We start from the raw sequence: 16,228 nt of genomic DNA on the forward strand, positions 1-16,228 counted from the left end.
TCACATGTGCGGAAAGGAGAGGCAATGTCGCTGGAGGGTCTGCGGGTCATGGGCATCGACCCTGGCTTGACGCGGTGCGGTCTTTCCGTGGTGCAGGCGGGACGTGGCCGCCAAATCATCCCCGTCGCCGTCGGCGTCGTGCGCACCCCGTCTACCGCGGAACTCGCGGAGCGTCTTTTGCGCCTCTCCCGCGCCGTAGGCGAGTGGATCGACGACTACCAGCCAGACGTCATCGCCATGGAGCGCATTTTCGAGCGGGGGAACGTCTCCACGGTCATGCACACCGCCCACGCTGTGGGCGTGATGGTGCTCGCCGCCGCGGAGCGCGGGATCCCGGTGCACATGTACACCCCGTCCGAGGTAAAGAAAGCCATCTCCGGCAACGGCAGGGCGGACAAGAAGCAGATGACTGCGATGATCACCCGCATTCTCGGACTGTCCGAGGCGCCGAAACCCGCGGATGCGGCAGACGCGCTGGCCATCGCGGTGTGTCATTGCTGGCGCGCCCCCTTGATCGCACGAACCAACCAGTTGACCATGAAAGCGGCGAACCAATGATTGATTCTCTCAACGGCGAAGTGCTCACCATCGGGCTCGACCACGCAGTGATCGAGTGCTCCGGCGTGGGCTACCGCTTCTTGGCCGCACCCCAGACGCTCGGACGTCTCACCCGGGGCGAGACATGCCGGGTGATGACGTCCATGGTGGTCAAGGACGACGGCGTGACCCTCTACGGCTTCGGTGACACGGACACCCGCGAGATGTTCCACAAGCTGCAGACCGTCTCCGGGCTGGGCCCCAAGCTCGCACTTGCCGCCCTTTCTGTCTTCGAACCGGGGGAGTTGTCCTCCCATATCGCGTCCGGGGACGTGAAGGCGATTCAATCCATCCCCGGTGTGGGCAAGAAGATGGCGGAGCGCATTGCCCTAGAGCTCAAGGACAAGGTGGAGGCTTTCGTGCCGGCGGGCGACGCTGCAGCTGCCGGCGGACCCGCCACTGCCGCAAAGGGCACTTCGCTGGTCTCCGAGCAGGTGGTCGAGGCTCTCGTCGGGCTGGGCTTCCAGGAGCGATCGGCAAGGCCGGTGGTGGATGCGCTGGTGCAGGAGAACCCGGACGAAGACGCGTCCGCGTTGCTGCGCCAGGCGCTGAGCCAGCTGGGCAAGAAGTAGGGAGGCAGCCGTGTCCGACGTGGAGAAGACAGAGTTTGAACTGCCGGACGGGTTCGCGGCGAAGCCGCCGTCGCCAGTAGACGCGCATGCGCAAGCAGACGAGCACGACATTGAGCGTTCGCTGCGCCCAAAGTCGATCAACGAATTTATCGGCCAGCCGAAGGTGCGCGAGCAGCTCAACCTCGTGCTCGCGGGCGCGCGAAGCCGCGGTGTGACCCCGGACCACATTCTGCTGTCCGGCCCGCCCGGCCTGGGCAAGACGACCATGGCCATGATCGTCGCGCAAGAGCTGGGCACCTCCCTGCGGATGACATCTGGCCCGGCCCTCGAGCGCGCGGGTGACCTCGCGGCAATGCTGTCCAATCTGATGGAAGGCGACGTGCTTTTCATCGACGAAATCCACCGCATCGCCCGCCCGGCTGAGGAAATGCTCTACATGGCGATGGAGGATTTCCGCATCGACGTCATCGTCGGCAAAGGCCCCGGTGCGACGTCGATCCCGCTGGAGATTCCGCCGTTTACCCTCGTCGGCGCCACCACCCGCGCCGGCATGCTCACCGGTCCTTTGCGTGACCGCTTCGGCTTTACCGCGCAAATGGAGTTCTACGACGTGGAGGACCTGACCAAGGTGGTCAGCCGCGCCGCGCAAATCTTGGGGGTCGGCATTGACACCGACGCCGCGGTGGAGATTGCCTCGCGCTCCCGCGGCACGCCGCGCATCGCTAACCGCCTGCTGCGGCGCGTGCGCGATTTCGCGGATGTGCACGGCGACGGACACGTCGACCTTGGTGCCGCGCGCTCGGCGCTGAGCGTGTTCGACGTGGACGAGCTCGGCCTTGACCGGCTGGATAGGGCGGTGCTGGACGCGCTGATCCGCGGCCACGGCGGGGGACCGGTGGGAGTGGGCACGCTCGCCATCGCGGTCGGTGAGGAGCCGGGCACTATTGAAGAGGTGTGCGAGCCCTACCTCGTGCGCGCCGGCCTGATGTCGCGCACCGGGCGTGGGCGGGTGGCCACGGCGGCGGCGTGGGAGCACCTGGGGCTGCAGGCGCCGCCGGACGCACCGGGCCAAATGTCGCTCTATTAAGGCTGACACGGACCGGACTGCTGGTTTTGCGGGGCTATGCCGTAGCATGTTCCGTTGTGTCTTCACCGGCACGCTGTTCACTCATGCCGCTTCATGGGTGTTTTGGGGCCAGGTGGAGGAGAAAAATTGGAGCTCGGAAAGCAGAGGAGTCAGCTCAGTGTCCAACAGCACTCGGCGGTCCCGCGAAGTGAAGGGGAAGAAGCGCTGGCCTGCCCGGCTACTCGCGCTTTTCGCCCTCATTGTCATCGGCGTCTACGCCCTAGTCTTTTTCACCGGAAGCAAATCCGCTGAGCCGAAGCTCGGCATCGACCTGCAGGGCGGCACGCGCGTGACCCTAGTCCCGCAGGGCGAGGAACCGACCAACGAGCAGTTGCAGGACGCCCGCAAGATCCTTGAAAACCGTGTCAACGGCATGGGTGTCTCCGGCGCGTCCGTGGTCGTGGACGGCAACACGATTGTCATCGAGGCAGCCGGCGACGACACCGCTGAGATCCGCAACATCGGCCAGACTTCCCAGCTGTTCTTCCGTCCGGTGCTCGACCCGCCGGCGGCGGACAGCACAAAGGTCGACGATGTCATCCTGGACATGACCAACGAGTGGGTCGAGTACGGCATTTTCACCCCGCAAGAGGGCCAGGCAGTGCTCACCCAGATCGCGGCCCGCAAGGAGGCGGCGGAGAAGGAGAACGAAAAGGCTGCCGAAAATCCGCAGGATCCAAACGGCGAGGGCAAGGACGCCGCGCCGAAGGAAGAGGAAGAGCCTGCCGCGCCGAAGGACGTCCCGCAGCTGAGCGCCGAGCCGCTGCCGGAGCCGGACGGCCCGGTGGAGGCGGCGGAGCGCCGCCAGGAAACGACGGACATGCTGCGCCGCACCCGCCAGTCCACTGATCCGACGGAGCAGTTCGCGGCCCTGACGCTCATGTCCGCGCGCTGCATGGGCCAGATCACCGACCCGCTCGCCGGTTCCGACAAGGCGGACCTTCCGCTCGTTTCCTGTGACCCGACTTCGGGCCAGGCGCTGCTTCTCGACGAGGTTCCCTTGCTCGACGGTGTCACCGATCCAGACGGACCGCGCCTGACCGGCGAGCAGATCGACACCAACCGCGCGATCACCGGCGGCTTCAACCCGCAGTCCAGCCAAATGGAAATCAGCTTCGCCTTCAGCCAGGCGGGCGAGCCCAACGGTTCCGAGACGTGGGCACGCCTGACCAGCGAGATGCTGCAGAAGCAGATCGCCATCACTCTGGACTCCCAGGTGATTTCCGCGCCGGTGATCCAGGGCGCGACCCCGGTCGGCAACGCAACGTCCATCACCGGCAACTTCACTCAGGAAGAGGCTGAAAGCCTTGCCAACAACCTGCGCTACGGCGCGCTACCGCTGTCCTTCGCCGGTGAAAACGGCGAGCCGGGCGGCACCGCACTGTCCGTGCCGCCGTCACTTGGCCAGGCATCCCTGAAGGCCGGTCTGTACTCCGGCCTGGTGGGCCTGATCCTGGTGGCGCTGTTCGTCTTCGCCTACTACCGCCTCTACGGCCTGATCTCCCTGGCCTCGCTGGTTGCCTCAGGCGCGCTCGTCTACGGCACGCTGGTGCTGCTGGGCCGCTGGATCGGCTACTCGCTGGACCTGTCCGGCATCGCCGGCCTTGTCATCGGCATCGGCGCAACCGCCGACTCGTTCATCGTCATCTACGAGCGCATTAAGGATGAGGTGCGCAAGGGCAAGACGTTCCGCTCCGCCTCCGCATCCGGTTGGCAGCGCGCGAAGGACACGGTCGTCACCGGCAACATGGTCACATTGATCGCCGCGGTCATCATCTACTTCCTGGCTGTCGGCGACGTGAAGGGCTTCGCCTTCACCATGGGCCTGACCACCGTCTTCGACCTGGTTGTGACCTTCCTTGTCACCGCGCCGCTGCTGATCATCGCGTCGCGCAGCAAGTTCTGGTCCAAGCCGTCCGTCAACGGCATGGGCAAGGCGTTCAAGACTGCAGAAGCACGGCGTGCGGAAACCCGTGGCGTCGGGGAGCAGGATGGCGTCGAAAAGCATGAGCTCGAACCGGCCGCAACGAATGAGGAGATCTAGACATGTCGAGCACCAAGGCAACATCGACACACACCTCCACTGACGCGGCGGGCACCGCCGCCCCCGTGAAGGCGAAGCGCTCCGCGGAGACGCTCTACGACGGCTCCGGCGCCATCGACTTCGTGGGACGCCGCAAGCTCTGGTACGGCATCACGTTCGTGCTTGTGGTGATTTCGCTGCTGGCAATGCTGCTGCGTGGATTCAACATGGGCATCGATTTCGAAGGCGGCACCAAGATGACCATGCCGGCCGGCGACCTCGTCGCCGAGCAAGTGGAGGAGACCTTCGTCGACGCCACTGGCGTAACTCCGGAACTGACCCAGATCGTGGGCGCCGGCGACACACGCACCCTGGAGATCAACTCCGAGCACCTCAGCCAGGAACAGATCGACGCCGCACGCCAGGCAATCTTCGACGAGTACCAGGTTGAAGACCACACCGGCGAGCCCAGCGCCGACGCCATCGGCGACTCCACGGTGTCGGAGTCTTGGGGTTCAACCATTACGAACCGCATGCTGCTGGCGATGGCGGTGTTCATGGTCGCCGCTGCCGTGTACGTGGCTGTCCGCCTGCAGCGTGAAATGGCGGCCGCCGCCATGGCCGCGCTCGTCGTGGACGGTGTCCTGATCGCCGGCTTCTACGCCCTGTTCGGCCTAGAAGTCACGCCGGCGATGATCATCGGCCTGCTCACGGTGCTGACCTTCTCCCTGTACGACACCGTCATCGTGTTTGACAAGGTGCGCGAGAACACCTCGGGCGTGCTAGATTCGCGGCGCTCCACCTACGCCGAAGAGGCAAACCTGGCCGTGAACCAGACGGTGATGCGTTCCATCTCCACCTCCGTGATCTCGGCGCTGCCGATCGTGGCGCTGATGGTCGTGGCGGTGTGGATGCTTGGCGTGGGCACGCTGAAGGACCTGGCGCTGATCCAGCTCATCGGCGTGATCGAGGGCATCTTCTCCTCGCTGTTCCTGGCTACGCCGCTGCTGGTGAGCCTGGTGAACCGGAAGAAGAAGTACAAGGAGCACAACGCCGCAGTGGAGCGCTACCGCGCCCGCGGAACCAGCGAGTTGGAGGAAGCGACGACCGAGGAGGTCGCCCACGAGAAGCGCCAGGTGGCCACGCCAGTGCGGCGCACCGACGCCGCAACTGACGGTACCGCCGGATCCGCAACCTGGCGTCCCGGGCGGTAGACGGCGGCACGCACATGGCAGGACGTTTCATACGGGGACTAGCCGCGGTTGCCGCCGCGGCGATCGGTTATGCCTCGCTCGCAGGGTGCGGCACGGCAGACAACGACGACAACCAGTCGAAGAAGCTGTTCGGCTACCAGGTGCTCGGTGAACTGCGCACCACAAATGCCGGCACGCTCGAGGGCGCCACCGACATGGCTGAGGTGCTATCTGGTCGTTTGTACCCGGGTGTGTACGTGCCGGGCCCGAGCGGGCAGATGATCCCGAACACGGATTTGGTCACCACCCAGGTGCTGCCGAGCGATCAGCGCAAGGTGATCTACACCTTGTCCGACGCCGCGGTCTTTTCCGACGGCACGCCGGTGACTTGTTCCGACTACTTGCTCACGTTCACAGCCGGGCATTATCCGGGCATGTTCGGATCGCACATGCCGCTTTTCGACGACACGGAAGCGCTGTCGTGCACCCCAGGCGCCAAAGAATTCACTTTGACGTTCAAAGAGAAGCGGGGCGCACGCTGGCGCGGATTGTTCGACGCCGGCACGGTGCTGCCAGCCCACGCCGTGGCCGCGAAGCTGGACAAGAGCGTTGAGGAGCTGGACCACGACTTGCAGTCTGGCGATTTCTCCCTGCTCAAACCAATTGCCAATGTGTGGCGCCACGGCTTCAGCCTCTCCGAGTTCGACCCCGATCTGCAGGTGTCCTTCGGCCCCTTCAAGATCGCTGAGGTAGGAGAGCGCGGTGAGGTGACGCTAGTCGCTAACGAGCACTATTACGGCGACGCGCCGCAGACTTCAGAAATGGTTGTCTGGCCCGGGTCCGCTGACTCCGGAGAACTGGCGGCGGACGAGGCGCTGCGCATCGGCGATCTGCGCGAGACCTCCCCGGCATGGCACAACGTCAACGCCGAAGGCAACCGGCTCAGCGTTGACACCCAGATCGGCGAGCTGACTGAGGCGTTGACGTTCCCGGAGATCGGCATGTGGGCGATCCCCGAGAACCGCCAGGCGTTTGCCAAGTGCGTGGACCCGCGTGCCGTCGCTAAGGCATCCAGCGGTGTCGCCGGCCTCGACGTGCCCGTCGCACCGCTGCACGTGCTGCAGCACGCTGACCCACTGGCGGCGCGCCTCAACGACGTCGCAGCCCCCAATCTCGACGTGGACATCGAAGCCGCGTCTGCGCTTTCGGGCACAGAGATTCGCATCGGCTACCCCTACCCGGATGCGCGGTTCGCCGCCATGGTGGAGTCCATCCGCCGCACCTGCGAGCCCGCCGGTATCACGGTCACTGACGTGACCGAGGGCGGTAAAACGCTTGCGGACTTGCCTCGGGCGGAGTACGACGAATGGGGCACCGAGACCTGGACCGACGGTGCCGCCGATGTGATCTTGCACGCCACGGACCCGATGCGGGAGTTCCCGTCCGCGAACAACCGCGCCCAGGAACTCGGCGCCCTGCGCGCGCAGGAAGGTCACCTATGGAAGCAGCTGCCGTCCATTCCGCTGGCCGCACAGCCCCGCACCTTCGCGGTGGACGGTGCAGTGCGTAACGTGGTGCCGTACACGGGTCTTGCCGGCATCGGCTGGAACATGGACCGGTGGCAGCTGAATTCAGAGACAACCCCGGCCGAAAACTAACAGGAGAATTCAACCAATGGCCCCCACACCTATCGACGGCAACCGCTACGCCACCGCCCGAGACGCGCTGAAGGACAAGATCCGCCAGGTGCAGGACTTCCCGGAAGAGGGAGTCCTGTTCGAAGACCTCACACCGGTGCTCGCGGACCCGGCGGCGCTGAACATCGTCATCGCGGAAATGGCCACCGCCAGCCGCAAGCTTGGCGCGGACCTCGTCGGCGGTTTGGACGCGCGCGGGTTCCTGCTCGGCTCTGCTGTGGCGTATGAGCTCGGCACCGGCATCTTGGCCATCCGCAAGAAGGGCAAGCTGCCGCCGCCGGTGATCACGCAGGAGTACACCACCGAATACAGCTCGGCCGCACTGGAGATTCCGGCGGACGGCGTGGACATCAGCGGCAAGAGCATCGTGCTTGTGGACGACGTGCTGGCCACCGGCGGCACCCTCGTCGCCGCCCGCGACCTGATCGAGCGCGCCGGAGGCACCGTCGCAGGCTATGTGGTCGTTCTTGAGGTGGCGGGCCTCGGCGGGCGCAGCAAGCTTGGCGACGCTCCGCTGGTGGTCCTCGGCGAAGAGCACCCCGAGAAGGCGTAGGATTACGCTTTTAGTCGCTGGAGTAGTTCTGGAATCGGAGGCTGGGAATGACTGACAAGCCGGTGAAGAGGACAGGCCCCTCCGTGCGCAGCATGTCTGCCCGGCTAGCGCGCTCGTTGACGGGCAACAGCCGCTCCAAGACAAACCCAGTGCTGGACCCGCTGCTGTCGCTTCACCGCAAGTTCCACCCGAAGGCGGACGCGGAGCTGCTCGACCGCGCCTACTCCACCGCGGAGCGCCTGCACGAGGGCGTGTTCCGCAAGTCGGGCGATCCGTACATCACGCACCCGCTGGCGGTTGCGACCATCTGTGCCGAAATTGGCATGGACACCACCACGCTGGTGGCGGCGCTTTTACACGACACGGTGGAGGACACCGATTACTCGTTGGACGACCTCACCCGCGACTTCGGGCCCGAGGTAGCCAAGCTGGTCAACGGCGTAACCAAGCTGGACAAGGTCGCCCTCGGTGCGGCGGCGGAGGCGGAGACGATCCGCAAGATGATCGTTGCTATGGCGGAAGATCCGCGCGTGCTGGTGATCAAGGTGGCGGACCGCCTGCACAACATGCGCACGATGCGCTTTTTGCCGCCGGAGAAGCAGGCGAAGAAGGCGCAGGAAACACTTGACGTCATCGCCCCGCTGGCGCACCGCTTGGGCATGGCCAGCGTGAAGTGGGAACTGGAAGACTTGGCCTTTGCCATCCTGCAGCCGAAGAAGTACGAGGAGATCGTTCGCATGGTTGCGGACCATGCGCCGTCGCGCGACAGGGCGCTGCGGGAGATCACCGAGGTGCTGCAGCGCGAGCTCGCATCCAACGGCATCACAGCCGAGGTGATGGGCCGCCCGAAGCACTACTGGTCCATCTACCAGAAGATGTCCGTGCGGGGCCACGACTTCAACGAGATCTTCGACCTGGTTGGCATGCGCGTGCTGGTGGACACCGTCAACGATTGCTACGCGGCCATCGGCGTGGTCCACTCCCTGTACTCCGTGATGCCGGGCCGGTTCAAGGACTACATCTCCAACCCGCGTTTCGGTGTGTACCAGTCGCTGCACACGACTGTGATGACGCAGACGGGCCGCCCGCTCGAGGTGCAGGTGCGCACCCACGAGATGCACTACAACGCTGAGTTCGGTGTTGCGGCGCACTGGCGCTACAAGGAGACGAAGGGCTCGCACAAGGGCGACCAGTCCGAGGTGGACCAGATGGCGTGGATGCGCCAGCTGCTGGACTGGCAGAAGGAAGCCGCGGACCCGAACGAGTTTCTGGATTCTCTGCGCTACGACCTGACCAGCCAGCAGATCTTCGCCTTCACCCCGAAGGGCGACGTGGTGGACCTGCCTGCGGGGTCCACGCCGGTGGACTTCGCGTATGCGGTGCACACCGAGGTCGGCCACCGCTGCATCGGCGCCAAAGTCAACGGCAAGCTGGTCACGCTGGAAACCGAGCTCAAGTCCGGCGACCGGGTGGAGATTTTCACCTCCAAGGACCAGAACGCGGGCCCGTCGCGCGACTGGCAGGACTTCGTTGTCTCCCCGCGCGCAAAAGCGAAGATCCGCCAGTGGTTTGCCAAGGAGCGCCGCGAAGAACAGCTTGAGGCAGGCCGCGACGCGCTCGCCGCAGAAGTGCAGCGCGGCGGGCTGCCCATGCACCGCCTGTTCACCAACGAGTCGATGCGGCAGGTGGCCACGCGGCTGCACTACCAGGACGTGGACGCGCTGTACACCGCTATCGGTGCTGGCAATGTTTCCTCCCAGCACGTCGCGCACCTGCTCATGGACATGTTCGGCGGCGATGACGATGCCGTCGATGCGCTCACCGCGCGCACCCCGATGTCGGCGCTGGTGCGCCCGCAGGCCAGCGGCGACGGCCCCGCGATTCTGGTGGAGGGCAGCCCGGATGTGATGGCGAAGCTGGCCAAGTGCTGCCAGCCGGTGCCCGGCGACGCCATCTTCGGTTTTGTCACCCGCGGCGGGGGAGTGTCGGTGCACCGGACGGATTGCACGAACGCCAACAAGCTCAAGGACGAGCCGGAGCGCCTGGTGGACGTCGAGTGGGCGAACCAACGCTCGCACAAGAGCGCGTCGCGAGCCACCATCCAGCTGGAGGCGCTGGACCGCAACGGCCTGCTCACCGAGACCACCGGGGTGCTCTCGGAGGCGAAACTGCCAATTTTGGCAATGTCGTCCCAGGCGGGCGACGACCGCATCGCCACGATCCGTTTGACCATCGAGGTCTCCGACATCAAGCAGCTCGGTTCCATCATGAACCAGATCCGCAACATTGAGGGAGTCTTCGACGTCTATCGCGTGACTGCCTAACGACGTCCAACGGTTGCCCACGCCCTCCTCTGAGCCGACCTTAAGGTGTCCAATAGATGAAATGTTGGTGGACGCGAGGTTATTTTCCCAGCGCAGAGCGGCGAGTGGCGGGAAGTTGCGCTGCGGAGTGGAGGAATCAGGGATAAAAGGGAAGGACACCATCCCCCGACACCGAGGAGTCTCCCGTGTTTGATTTCCGTCGCGCTGGCGCCCTGATCGCCGCAACCACCACGACCGCTGTGGTGCTCACCGCAGCACCGTTCGCTGCAGCAGCTGAGGCTGACCAGGTCACCATCAACGTTGCCAACATCACCGACTTCCACGGTCGCCTGAAGTACAACCCGTCCACGACCACGGTGAAGGACGCCGCAGGCAACCCGGTCCTCGACGAGAATGGCAAGGAAGTCAAGGAAATCACCCCGAAGGCCGGCGACGAGATGGGTGCCGCCAATGTCGCGGGCATCATGAACTACCTGCGTGAGCAGAACCCGAACACCATCGTCACCACCTCCGGTGACAACCAGGGTGGCTCGGCGTTCGTTTCCTTCATCTCCGACGACAAGTACACGATGGACTTCATCAAAGCCATCGGCACCGACGGCTCCGCTGTGGGCAACCACGAGTTCGATAAGGGCTACCAGGACCTGATCGACCGCATCGTTCCGGGCACCAATGACAAGCAGCTCGGCGCGAACATCTTCGTTGATGGCGAGCAACCGGTGAAGCCGTACACCATCGTGGAGAAGGAGGGCGTGAAGGTTGCCCTGGTGGGCACGACCTCCAACCTCACCCCGGAAAAGTCCAGCCCGGCCAACGTTGCGGGTGTGAAGTTCACGGATTCCGCCGAGCAGGTCAACGTCGAGGCCAAGAAGCTCAAGGAGTCCGGCAAGGCTGACCTCGTCATCGCTCTGATTCACGATCCGGCCCACACCAGCGCACCGAAGCTCGACGCGAAGTACGTCGATTTCGTATTCGGTGGCGATGACCACATCAAGCGCCTGGAGCTCGACCGCGACGGCAAGGTTCCGTACGCGCAGTCCCACGAGTACGGCAAGGTCGTCACCGATATTGCTTTCACCTACGATAAGGCCGAGAAGAAGCTCGTCGAGGTCGACGGTCGCCAGATCGAGGCGTCGCAGCTCGAGGAGCTCGGCATCACCCCTGATGCCGAGGTTGAGAAGATCGTTGCAGAGGCAGACAAGATTGCCAGCGAGCTCGGCCAGAAGGTCGTCGCCAACATCGCCGCCGACTTCAAGCGTGGCTCCAATCCGGAGGATAAGCCAGGCTCCAACCGCGGCACCGAGTCCACCGCGAACAACATGCTGGCGCAGTCCGCCGTCGCTGCGCTTTCCGCATTCCTCGACACCGAGATCGACTTCGGTGTGATGAACGCCGGCGGTGTTCGTGCGGACCTGACCAAGGGCGATGTGACCTACGAACAGGCCGCCACCGTCCAGCCGTTCGGCAACAACATCGCTGTTGCCAAGCTGTCCGGCGCCGCCATCAAGGAAGCGTTGGAGAATCAGTGGCAGACCCCGGAGGTTGCAGCAAAGTCGGGTCGCCCGCGTCTGGACATGGGCCTGTCCGACAACGTGTCCTACACGTACAACCCGAACGCTGAGCGTGGCAACCGCATCCTGGACATCCAGATCAACGGCGAGTCCGTGGATCCGGAGAAGGACTACACCGTTGCAGCGTCGACCTTCCTGCTCGACGGTGGCGACGCCCTGATCAACGCTGACGAAGTCCGCGACCGCAACGATGTGGGCTACAACGATCTGCAGGCATTTGTGGACTACCTGCAGACCGGCGACGCCCAGGTCCGTGAGGGCCAAAAGGACGTCGGCGTGGTGCTCCCGGAGGGCGGTCTGAAGGCTGGCCAGAAGAACACCATCGAGCTGACCTCCCTGAGCTACTCCTCCGAGGGCGAGGCGCAGGCTGAGACCGTCACCGCGAAGGTGGGCGAGGCAACGGCTACCGCCGACGTCGACAACGCGGTCACCGACGCCGACAAGGGCTTAGGCGAGCAGGGCCGCGCAAAGATTGAGCTGGAGATCCCGGCGGGCGTGTCCGGCGAGCAGACCCTGGAGATCACCACCGACAAAGGCACCAAGGTGTCCTTGCCGGTAACTGTTGCCGAGGCTGAAAAGCCGGCTCCGGAAGAGAAGCCGACCGAGGAGCAGAAGCCGGCTCCGGAAGAGAAGCCGACCGAGGAGCAGAAGCCGACCGAGGAGCAGAAGCCGGCTCCGGAAGAGAAGCCGACCGAGGAGCAGAAGCCGACCGAGGAGCAAAGCTCCGCTTCTTCCTCCTCCGACGCTCCGATTGGCGTCATTCTCGGCATCATCGCCGCTGTCCTGGCTCTCGTGCTGCCGCTGGCGCTGGCGTTCCCGATTGACTCCGTGCTTGGCCCGATCGCGCTGCTGAACAACAACAAGTAGGACGAGCACGATCCTGACCTGATAGAGGCTGCACGCGACAACGCCGCCGTTTCCCGCGAGGGGGAGCGGCGGCGTCGCCGTTGGCGCGGTCGTGGGGCTGGAACGAAAAGAACCGGCTACCTAGAGCCGGTTACCAACGGAAATTTTCGCTGGTAGCCGGTAGTAGGTAGCCGGTTGTGTTTTGCGCAGCGGCGCGAGTGTGCCCCGTGCGAGAACGCGGTGGCTCTAACGCGCGAACTTAGACGCGATGGACAGCACCTGGGTGAGCATGCCGATGATCGCGGTGACCACGGCGATCCAGCTCTTCAGCTCCTCCGGGCTCATGTCCTCGATAGAGGAGCCCTCTTCACTCGAGGAGGACAGGCTGTCCTTGATGGTCCTCTTGTCGGAGTCCTTGCCGCCGGAGTCCTTGGACTTGCTCTCTGCGGTGTCGTTGACCGTCGGAGCTGCGTCGGCGACTGCGGCGCCAGAAACCATGACCGCGGTGGCGGTTGCTGCCGCTGCAAGGCTGGTGCGAAGCTTCATCGAATTTTCCTCACTCGTAAAAATGTGTGTGCTTCTCGGAATGCTATCGGGTGCGCTGGTAGAGCGCTACCTAGGACAGTAAGCTCTGAGGCGATTCCCAGAGCTACGTCGCTTCAACGGGCTGAAGCGTTACTGCCCGCTGCTACTTCACGGTCGCCTTCTTGATACGGACCTCGTCTGCCGGGGCGCCGTCCTGTTCGCCGCCCTCGACGCCGGCCTCGGCAATCTTGTCCAAGGTGGAAAGGCCTTCGTCGTCGATGTGGCCGAAGTAGGTGTACAGCGGCGGCAGCACGGAGTCGCCGTAGTTGAGGAAGAACTGGGAGCCGTTGGTGTCCACGCCGGCGTTCGCCATAGCGATGGTGCCGCGGTCGTAACGCTGCGGCTGGCTGTTCTGCTGCAGCATCATCGTCTTGGCCTGCATCATCTCTTCCTCGGACGCGCCTTCTGGGATGCCCGCCTCAGACAGGTCGATGCCCTCGAGTGCCTGGTCGGTGGGCAGCTCGTTTGCGAACTGGAAGCCCGGGCCGCCGGCGCCGGTGCCGGCGCGGTCGCCGCACTGGAGCACCTTCAGGCCGTCGCCGGTGGTCAGGCGGTGGCAGACAGTGTCGTTGTAGAAGCCTTCCTCGGCGAGGTACTCGACGGCGTTGACGGTGCACGGGGAGGCCGCACGGTCCAGCTCCATGCCGATCGGGCCCTGGTTGGTGTCCAGCTCGACGGTGAGGGTGCCCTCGGTGGACACGCCGTCGGTCTTCGGGGTGCCAACGCCGTCGCCGCCCTGCTCGTCAGCCTCGTTGTAAGTGCAGTTCACAGTCGCCGGCAGCGCCTGCTCGCGCTTGGTGGCGATCGGCTCGAACTTCGACGAGTCGAACGGCTCCTGCTCCTCGGTGGTGGCCTCGGACGCGGCGGTGGATTCGGAGGCGGCGAGGTCCTCGCCGCTGTCGTTGTTGGCCGCGAAGTAGATGCCGCCGCCGATCAGCGCGATGACGGCCGCGGAGATCGCCGCCACCGACCACGGGCGGGACTTCTCCTTGCGGTCGCGCGAATCCAGCTCGCTTTTCAGGTGGGACAGGGCTTCCTTGCCGCGCTTTTCGTTCGATGCCACTGGGGTTTACACCTCGCCAATTTGTCGGGATGGGCGGAGTAGACGTCGATAAGCATCCGCCCTTGAACGGCTAGAAAGCCTATCAGCACCGTTATAGTGGCCAGCATGAGAATCGCCGGTTTCGCAGCAGGACCTTTTCAAACCAACTGCTATGTCGTTGCCAACGGGGATCGCGCGTTTGTGATCGATCCGGGGCTGGGCGCGCATGAAGCGGTGAGCCAGATGGCGCAGGAGCAGGGGCTGAACGTGGAGGCGGTGGTGCTCACGCACGGCCACATCGACCACATCCGCGACGCCGCCGCGTTCGGGGTGGAGACGTTTGTCCACCCAGCGGACGCGTTCATGCTGCTGCGCGGCGAGGGGGTGAGCGAGCAGGCGCGCCAGCTTTACGACGCCTCCGCCATGCCCCCAATCGACAATCCGACGCCACTTGAGGACGGGCAGACGCTGACCGTGGCAGGAGTGGACCTGCGGATCGTGCACGCACCGGGGCACTCGCCGGGCTGCGTGATGCTGGTTGCGGACGAGGTGGTTTTTTCCGGCGACGTGCTGTTCCGCGGATCGATTGGCCGCACGGACCTGCCGGACTCGGACCCGGCGCAGATGCAGGAGAGCCTCCGCGGGCCGGTGTGGGACTTGGACGACGAGCTGCAGGTGCTGCCCGGCCACGGTCCCGCCACGACCGTTGCACAGGAGCGCGCAACCAACCCGTACCTGCGCCAGGCCAACGCCGACCGCTAATCGGGCACTCGTCCCGGGCGAGGTTGCCTGCACTAGACTTGCGCGGTGTGAGCGAGAACAAGAACGACCAGTTTCAGAAGCTTTCCGCCCCGAAAGGCGTGCCGGACTACGTGCCGCCGCAATCGGCGGCGTTTATCCATGTGCGCGACGAGTTCGCCCGCCAGGCGCGCATCGCCGGCTACCAGCACATTGAGTTGCCGGTGTTCGAGGACACGACGCTGTTTGCCCGCGGTGTGGGCGAGTCCACGGACGTGGTGAGCAAGGAGATGTACACCTTCGAGGACCGCGGCGGCCGTTCCGTCACGCTGCGCCCGGAGGGCACCGCAGGCGTGATGCGCTCCTTCATCGAGCACAACATGGACCGCGGCTACCTGCCGGTGAAGCTGAACTACTACGGCCCGTTCTTCCGCTACGAGCGCCCCCAGGCCGGCCGGTACCGCCAGCTGCAGCAGGTGGGCGTTGAGGCCATCGGCATGGACGATCCGTTGCTGGACGCTGAGGTCATCGCGCTGGCGGACCGCAGCTACCGCGCCATCGGCTTAAGCGGGTTCCGTCTGGAGCTGACCAGCCTCGGCGACAGGAATTGCCGCCCGGCGTACCGGGAGAAGCTGCAGGAGTTCCTCTTCGACCTGCCGTTGGATGAGGAGACCCGCAAGCGCGCAGAGCTCAATCCGCTGCGTGTGTTGGACGACAAGCGCGAAGAGGTCCGCGAGATGACCGCGGATGCGCCGCTGATGCTGGACCACCTCTGCGACGAGTGCCGCGCCCACTTCGAGGCCGTCACCGCGGCGCTGGACAGCTTCGGCGTGCCGTACGTGATCAATCCACGCATGGTGCGCGGCCTGGACTACTACACCAAGACCACCTTCGAGTTCGTCCACGACGGCCTGGGCGCGCAGTCCGGCATCGGCGGCGGCGGCCGCTACGACGGTCTTATGGCCCAGATCGGCGGCCCGGACCTGTCCGGCATCGGCTACGGCCTCGGCGTGGACCGCGCCGTGCTCGCGCTTGAGGCAGAAGGCGTGGAGTTGGACGAGGCGGCCCACCGCGTGGACGTCTTCGGCATCGCGATCGGCGACGAGGCTCGCGTGAAGATGAGCAAACTTATCGACGAGCTCCGCGCCGCCGGCGTGTCCGCCGACATGTCCTACGGGCAGCGCGGACTCAAGGGCTCGATGAAGGGCGCCGACCGCGCCGGTGCGAGGTACGCGCTCGTGCTCGGCGAGCGCGAGCTGGAAGCCGGCGAGGTGGCGGTGAAGAACCTCGCGGAACACTCGCAGGAGTCCGTGGAGCTCTCTGTTCAGGCGGTGACTCAGGCGGTCACGGGAGCCTAGTTA

At 65.0% G+C, this 16,228-nt stretch carries 13 protein-coding genes; 11 read left to right on the top strand and 2 right to left on the bottom strand.

Annotation, left to right across the window (positions count from 1 at the left end; all coding sequences use genetic code 11):
• Nucleotides 1-24: 24 nt before the first annotated feature.
• The 9 genes from ruvC to ACF3NP_RS03445 all read left to right on the top strand — a co-directional run bounded on the left by ruvC (nucleotide 25) and on the right by ACF3NP_RS03445 (nucleotide 12,523).
• Nucleotides 25-558: a crossover junction endodeoxyribonuclease RuvC gene (gene ruvC, locus ACF3NP_RS03405; protein ID WP_181888536.1), complete on the top strand. Its 534-nt coding sequence runs from the start codon at nucleotides 25-27 to the stop codon at nucleotides 556-558.
• Nucleotides 555-1,169: a Holliday junction branch migration protein RuvA gene (gene ruvA / locus ACF3NP_RS03410; RefSeq protein WP_181888535.1), complete on the top strand. Its 615-nt coding sequence runs from the start codon at nucleotides 555-557 to the stop codon at nucleotides 1,167-1,169. The genes ruvC and ruvA overlap by 4 nt, the downstream gene beginning before the upstream one ends.
• Before the next feature lie 10 nt (nucleotides 1,170-1,179).
• On the top strand, nucleotides 1,180-2,256 hold the full coding sequence (ruvB, locus tag ACF3NP_RS03415) for a Holliday junction branch migration DNA helicase RuvB (RefSeq protein WP_181888534.1): 1,077 nt from the start codon (nucleotides 1,180-1,182) through the stop codon (nucleotides 2,254-2,256).
• Nucleotides 2,257-2,413: 157 nt separating this feature from the next.
• A complete protein-coding gene (gene secD, locus ACF3NP_RS03420; RefSeq protein WP_338026580.1) occupies nucleotides 2,414-4,339 on the top strand; it encodes a protein translocase subunit SecD in 1,926 nt (641 codons plus the stop codon).
• A 2-nt stretch (nucleotides 4,340-4,341) separates the two neighbouring features.
• Nucleotides 4,342-5,532, top strand: a complete 1,191-nt coding sequence (gene secF, locus ACF3NP_RS03425) for a protein translocase subunit SecF (protein ID WP_181888532.1) — start codon at nucleotides 4,342-4,344, stop codon at nucleotides 5,530-5,532.
• Between the two features lie 14 nt (nucleotides 5,533-5,546).
• Nucleotides 5,547-7,169: an ABC transporter substrate-binding protein gene (locus ACF3NP_RS03430; protein ID WP_181888531.1), complete on the top strand. Its 1,623-nt coding sequence runs from the start codon at nucleotides 5,547-5,549 to the stop codon at nucleotides 7,167-7,169.
• A 16-nt stretch (nucleotides 7,170-7,185) separates the two neighbouring features.
• Nucleotides 7,186-7,761, top strand: a complete 576-nt coding sequence (locus ACF3NP_RS03435; protein ID WP_181888530.1) for an adenine phosphoribosyltransferase — start codon at nucleotides 7,186-7,188, stop codon at nucleotides 7,759-7,761.
• A 47-nt stretch (nucleotides 7,762-7,808) separates the two neighbouring features.
• Nucleotides 7,809-10,085, top strand: coding sequence for a RelA/SpoT family protein (locus ACF3NP_RS03440; protein ID WP_181888529.1), 2,277 nt, complete (start codon nucleotides 7,809-7,811; stop codon nucleotides 10,083-10,085).
• 185 nt (nucleotides 10,086-10,270) lie between these two features.
• A complete protein-coding gene (locus ACF3NP_RS03445; RefSeq protein WP_181888528.1) occupies nucleotides 10,271-12,523 on the top strand; it encodes a 5'-nucleotidase C-terminal domain-containing protein in 2,253 nt (750 codons plus the stop codon).
• Nucleotides 12,524-12,748: 225 nt separating this feature from the next.
• On the opposite strand, the gene ACF3NP_RS03450 is transcribed toward ACF3NP_RS03445, so the two are convergent.
• Both ACF3NP_RS03450 and ACF3NP_RS03455 read right to left on the bottom strand, forming a co-directional pair.
• Nucleotides 12,749-13,048: a hypothetical protein gene (locus ACF3NP_RS03450; protein WP_070843972.1), complete on the bottom strand. Its 300-nt coding sequence runs from the start codon at nucleotides 13,046-13,048 to the stop codon at nucleotides 12,749-12,751.
• Between the two features lie 142 nt (nucleotides 13,049-13,190).
• Nucleotides 13,191-14,150 carry a peptidylprolyl isomerase gene (locus ACF3NP_RS03455; RefSeq protein ID WP_181888527.1) on the bottom strand — a complete coding sequence of 320 codons (960 nt, stop codon included), beginning with the start codon at nucleotides 14,148-14,150 and terminating at the stop codon, nucleotides 13,191-13,193.
• Between the two features lie 105 nt (nucleotides 14,151-14,255).
• Between ACF3NP_RS03455 and ACF3NP_RS03460 the strand changes: the two genes are divergently transcribed.
• Both ACF3NP_RS03460 and hisS read left to right on the top strand, forming a co-directional pair.
• Nucleotides 14,256-14,891 carry an MBL fold metallo-hydrolase gene (locus tag ACF3NP_RS03460; RefSeq protein WP_181888526.1) on the top strand — a complete coding sequence of 212 codons (636 nt, stop codon included), beginning with the start codon at nucleotides 14,256-14,258 and terminating at the stop codon, nucleotides 14,889-14,891.
• 47 nt (nucleotides 14,892-14,938) lie between these two features.
• Entirely contained in the window at nucleotides 14,939-16,225 is a 1,287-nt protein-coding gene (hisS, locus tag ACF3NP_RS03465) for a histidine--tRNA ligase (RefSeq protein WP_181888525.1), read from the top strand.
• Nucleotides 16,226-16,228 lie beyond the last annotated feature (3 nt).

Origin of the sequence: Corynebacterium lehmanniae, from assembly GCF_043161975.1 — a bacterium.
Lineage (GTDB): Bacteria > Actinomycetota > Actinomycetes > Mycobacteriales > Mycobacteriaceae > Corynebacterium > Corynebacterium lehmanniae.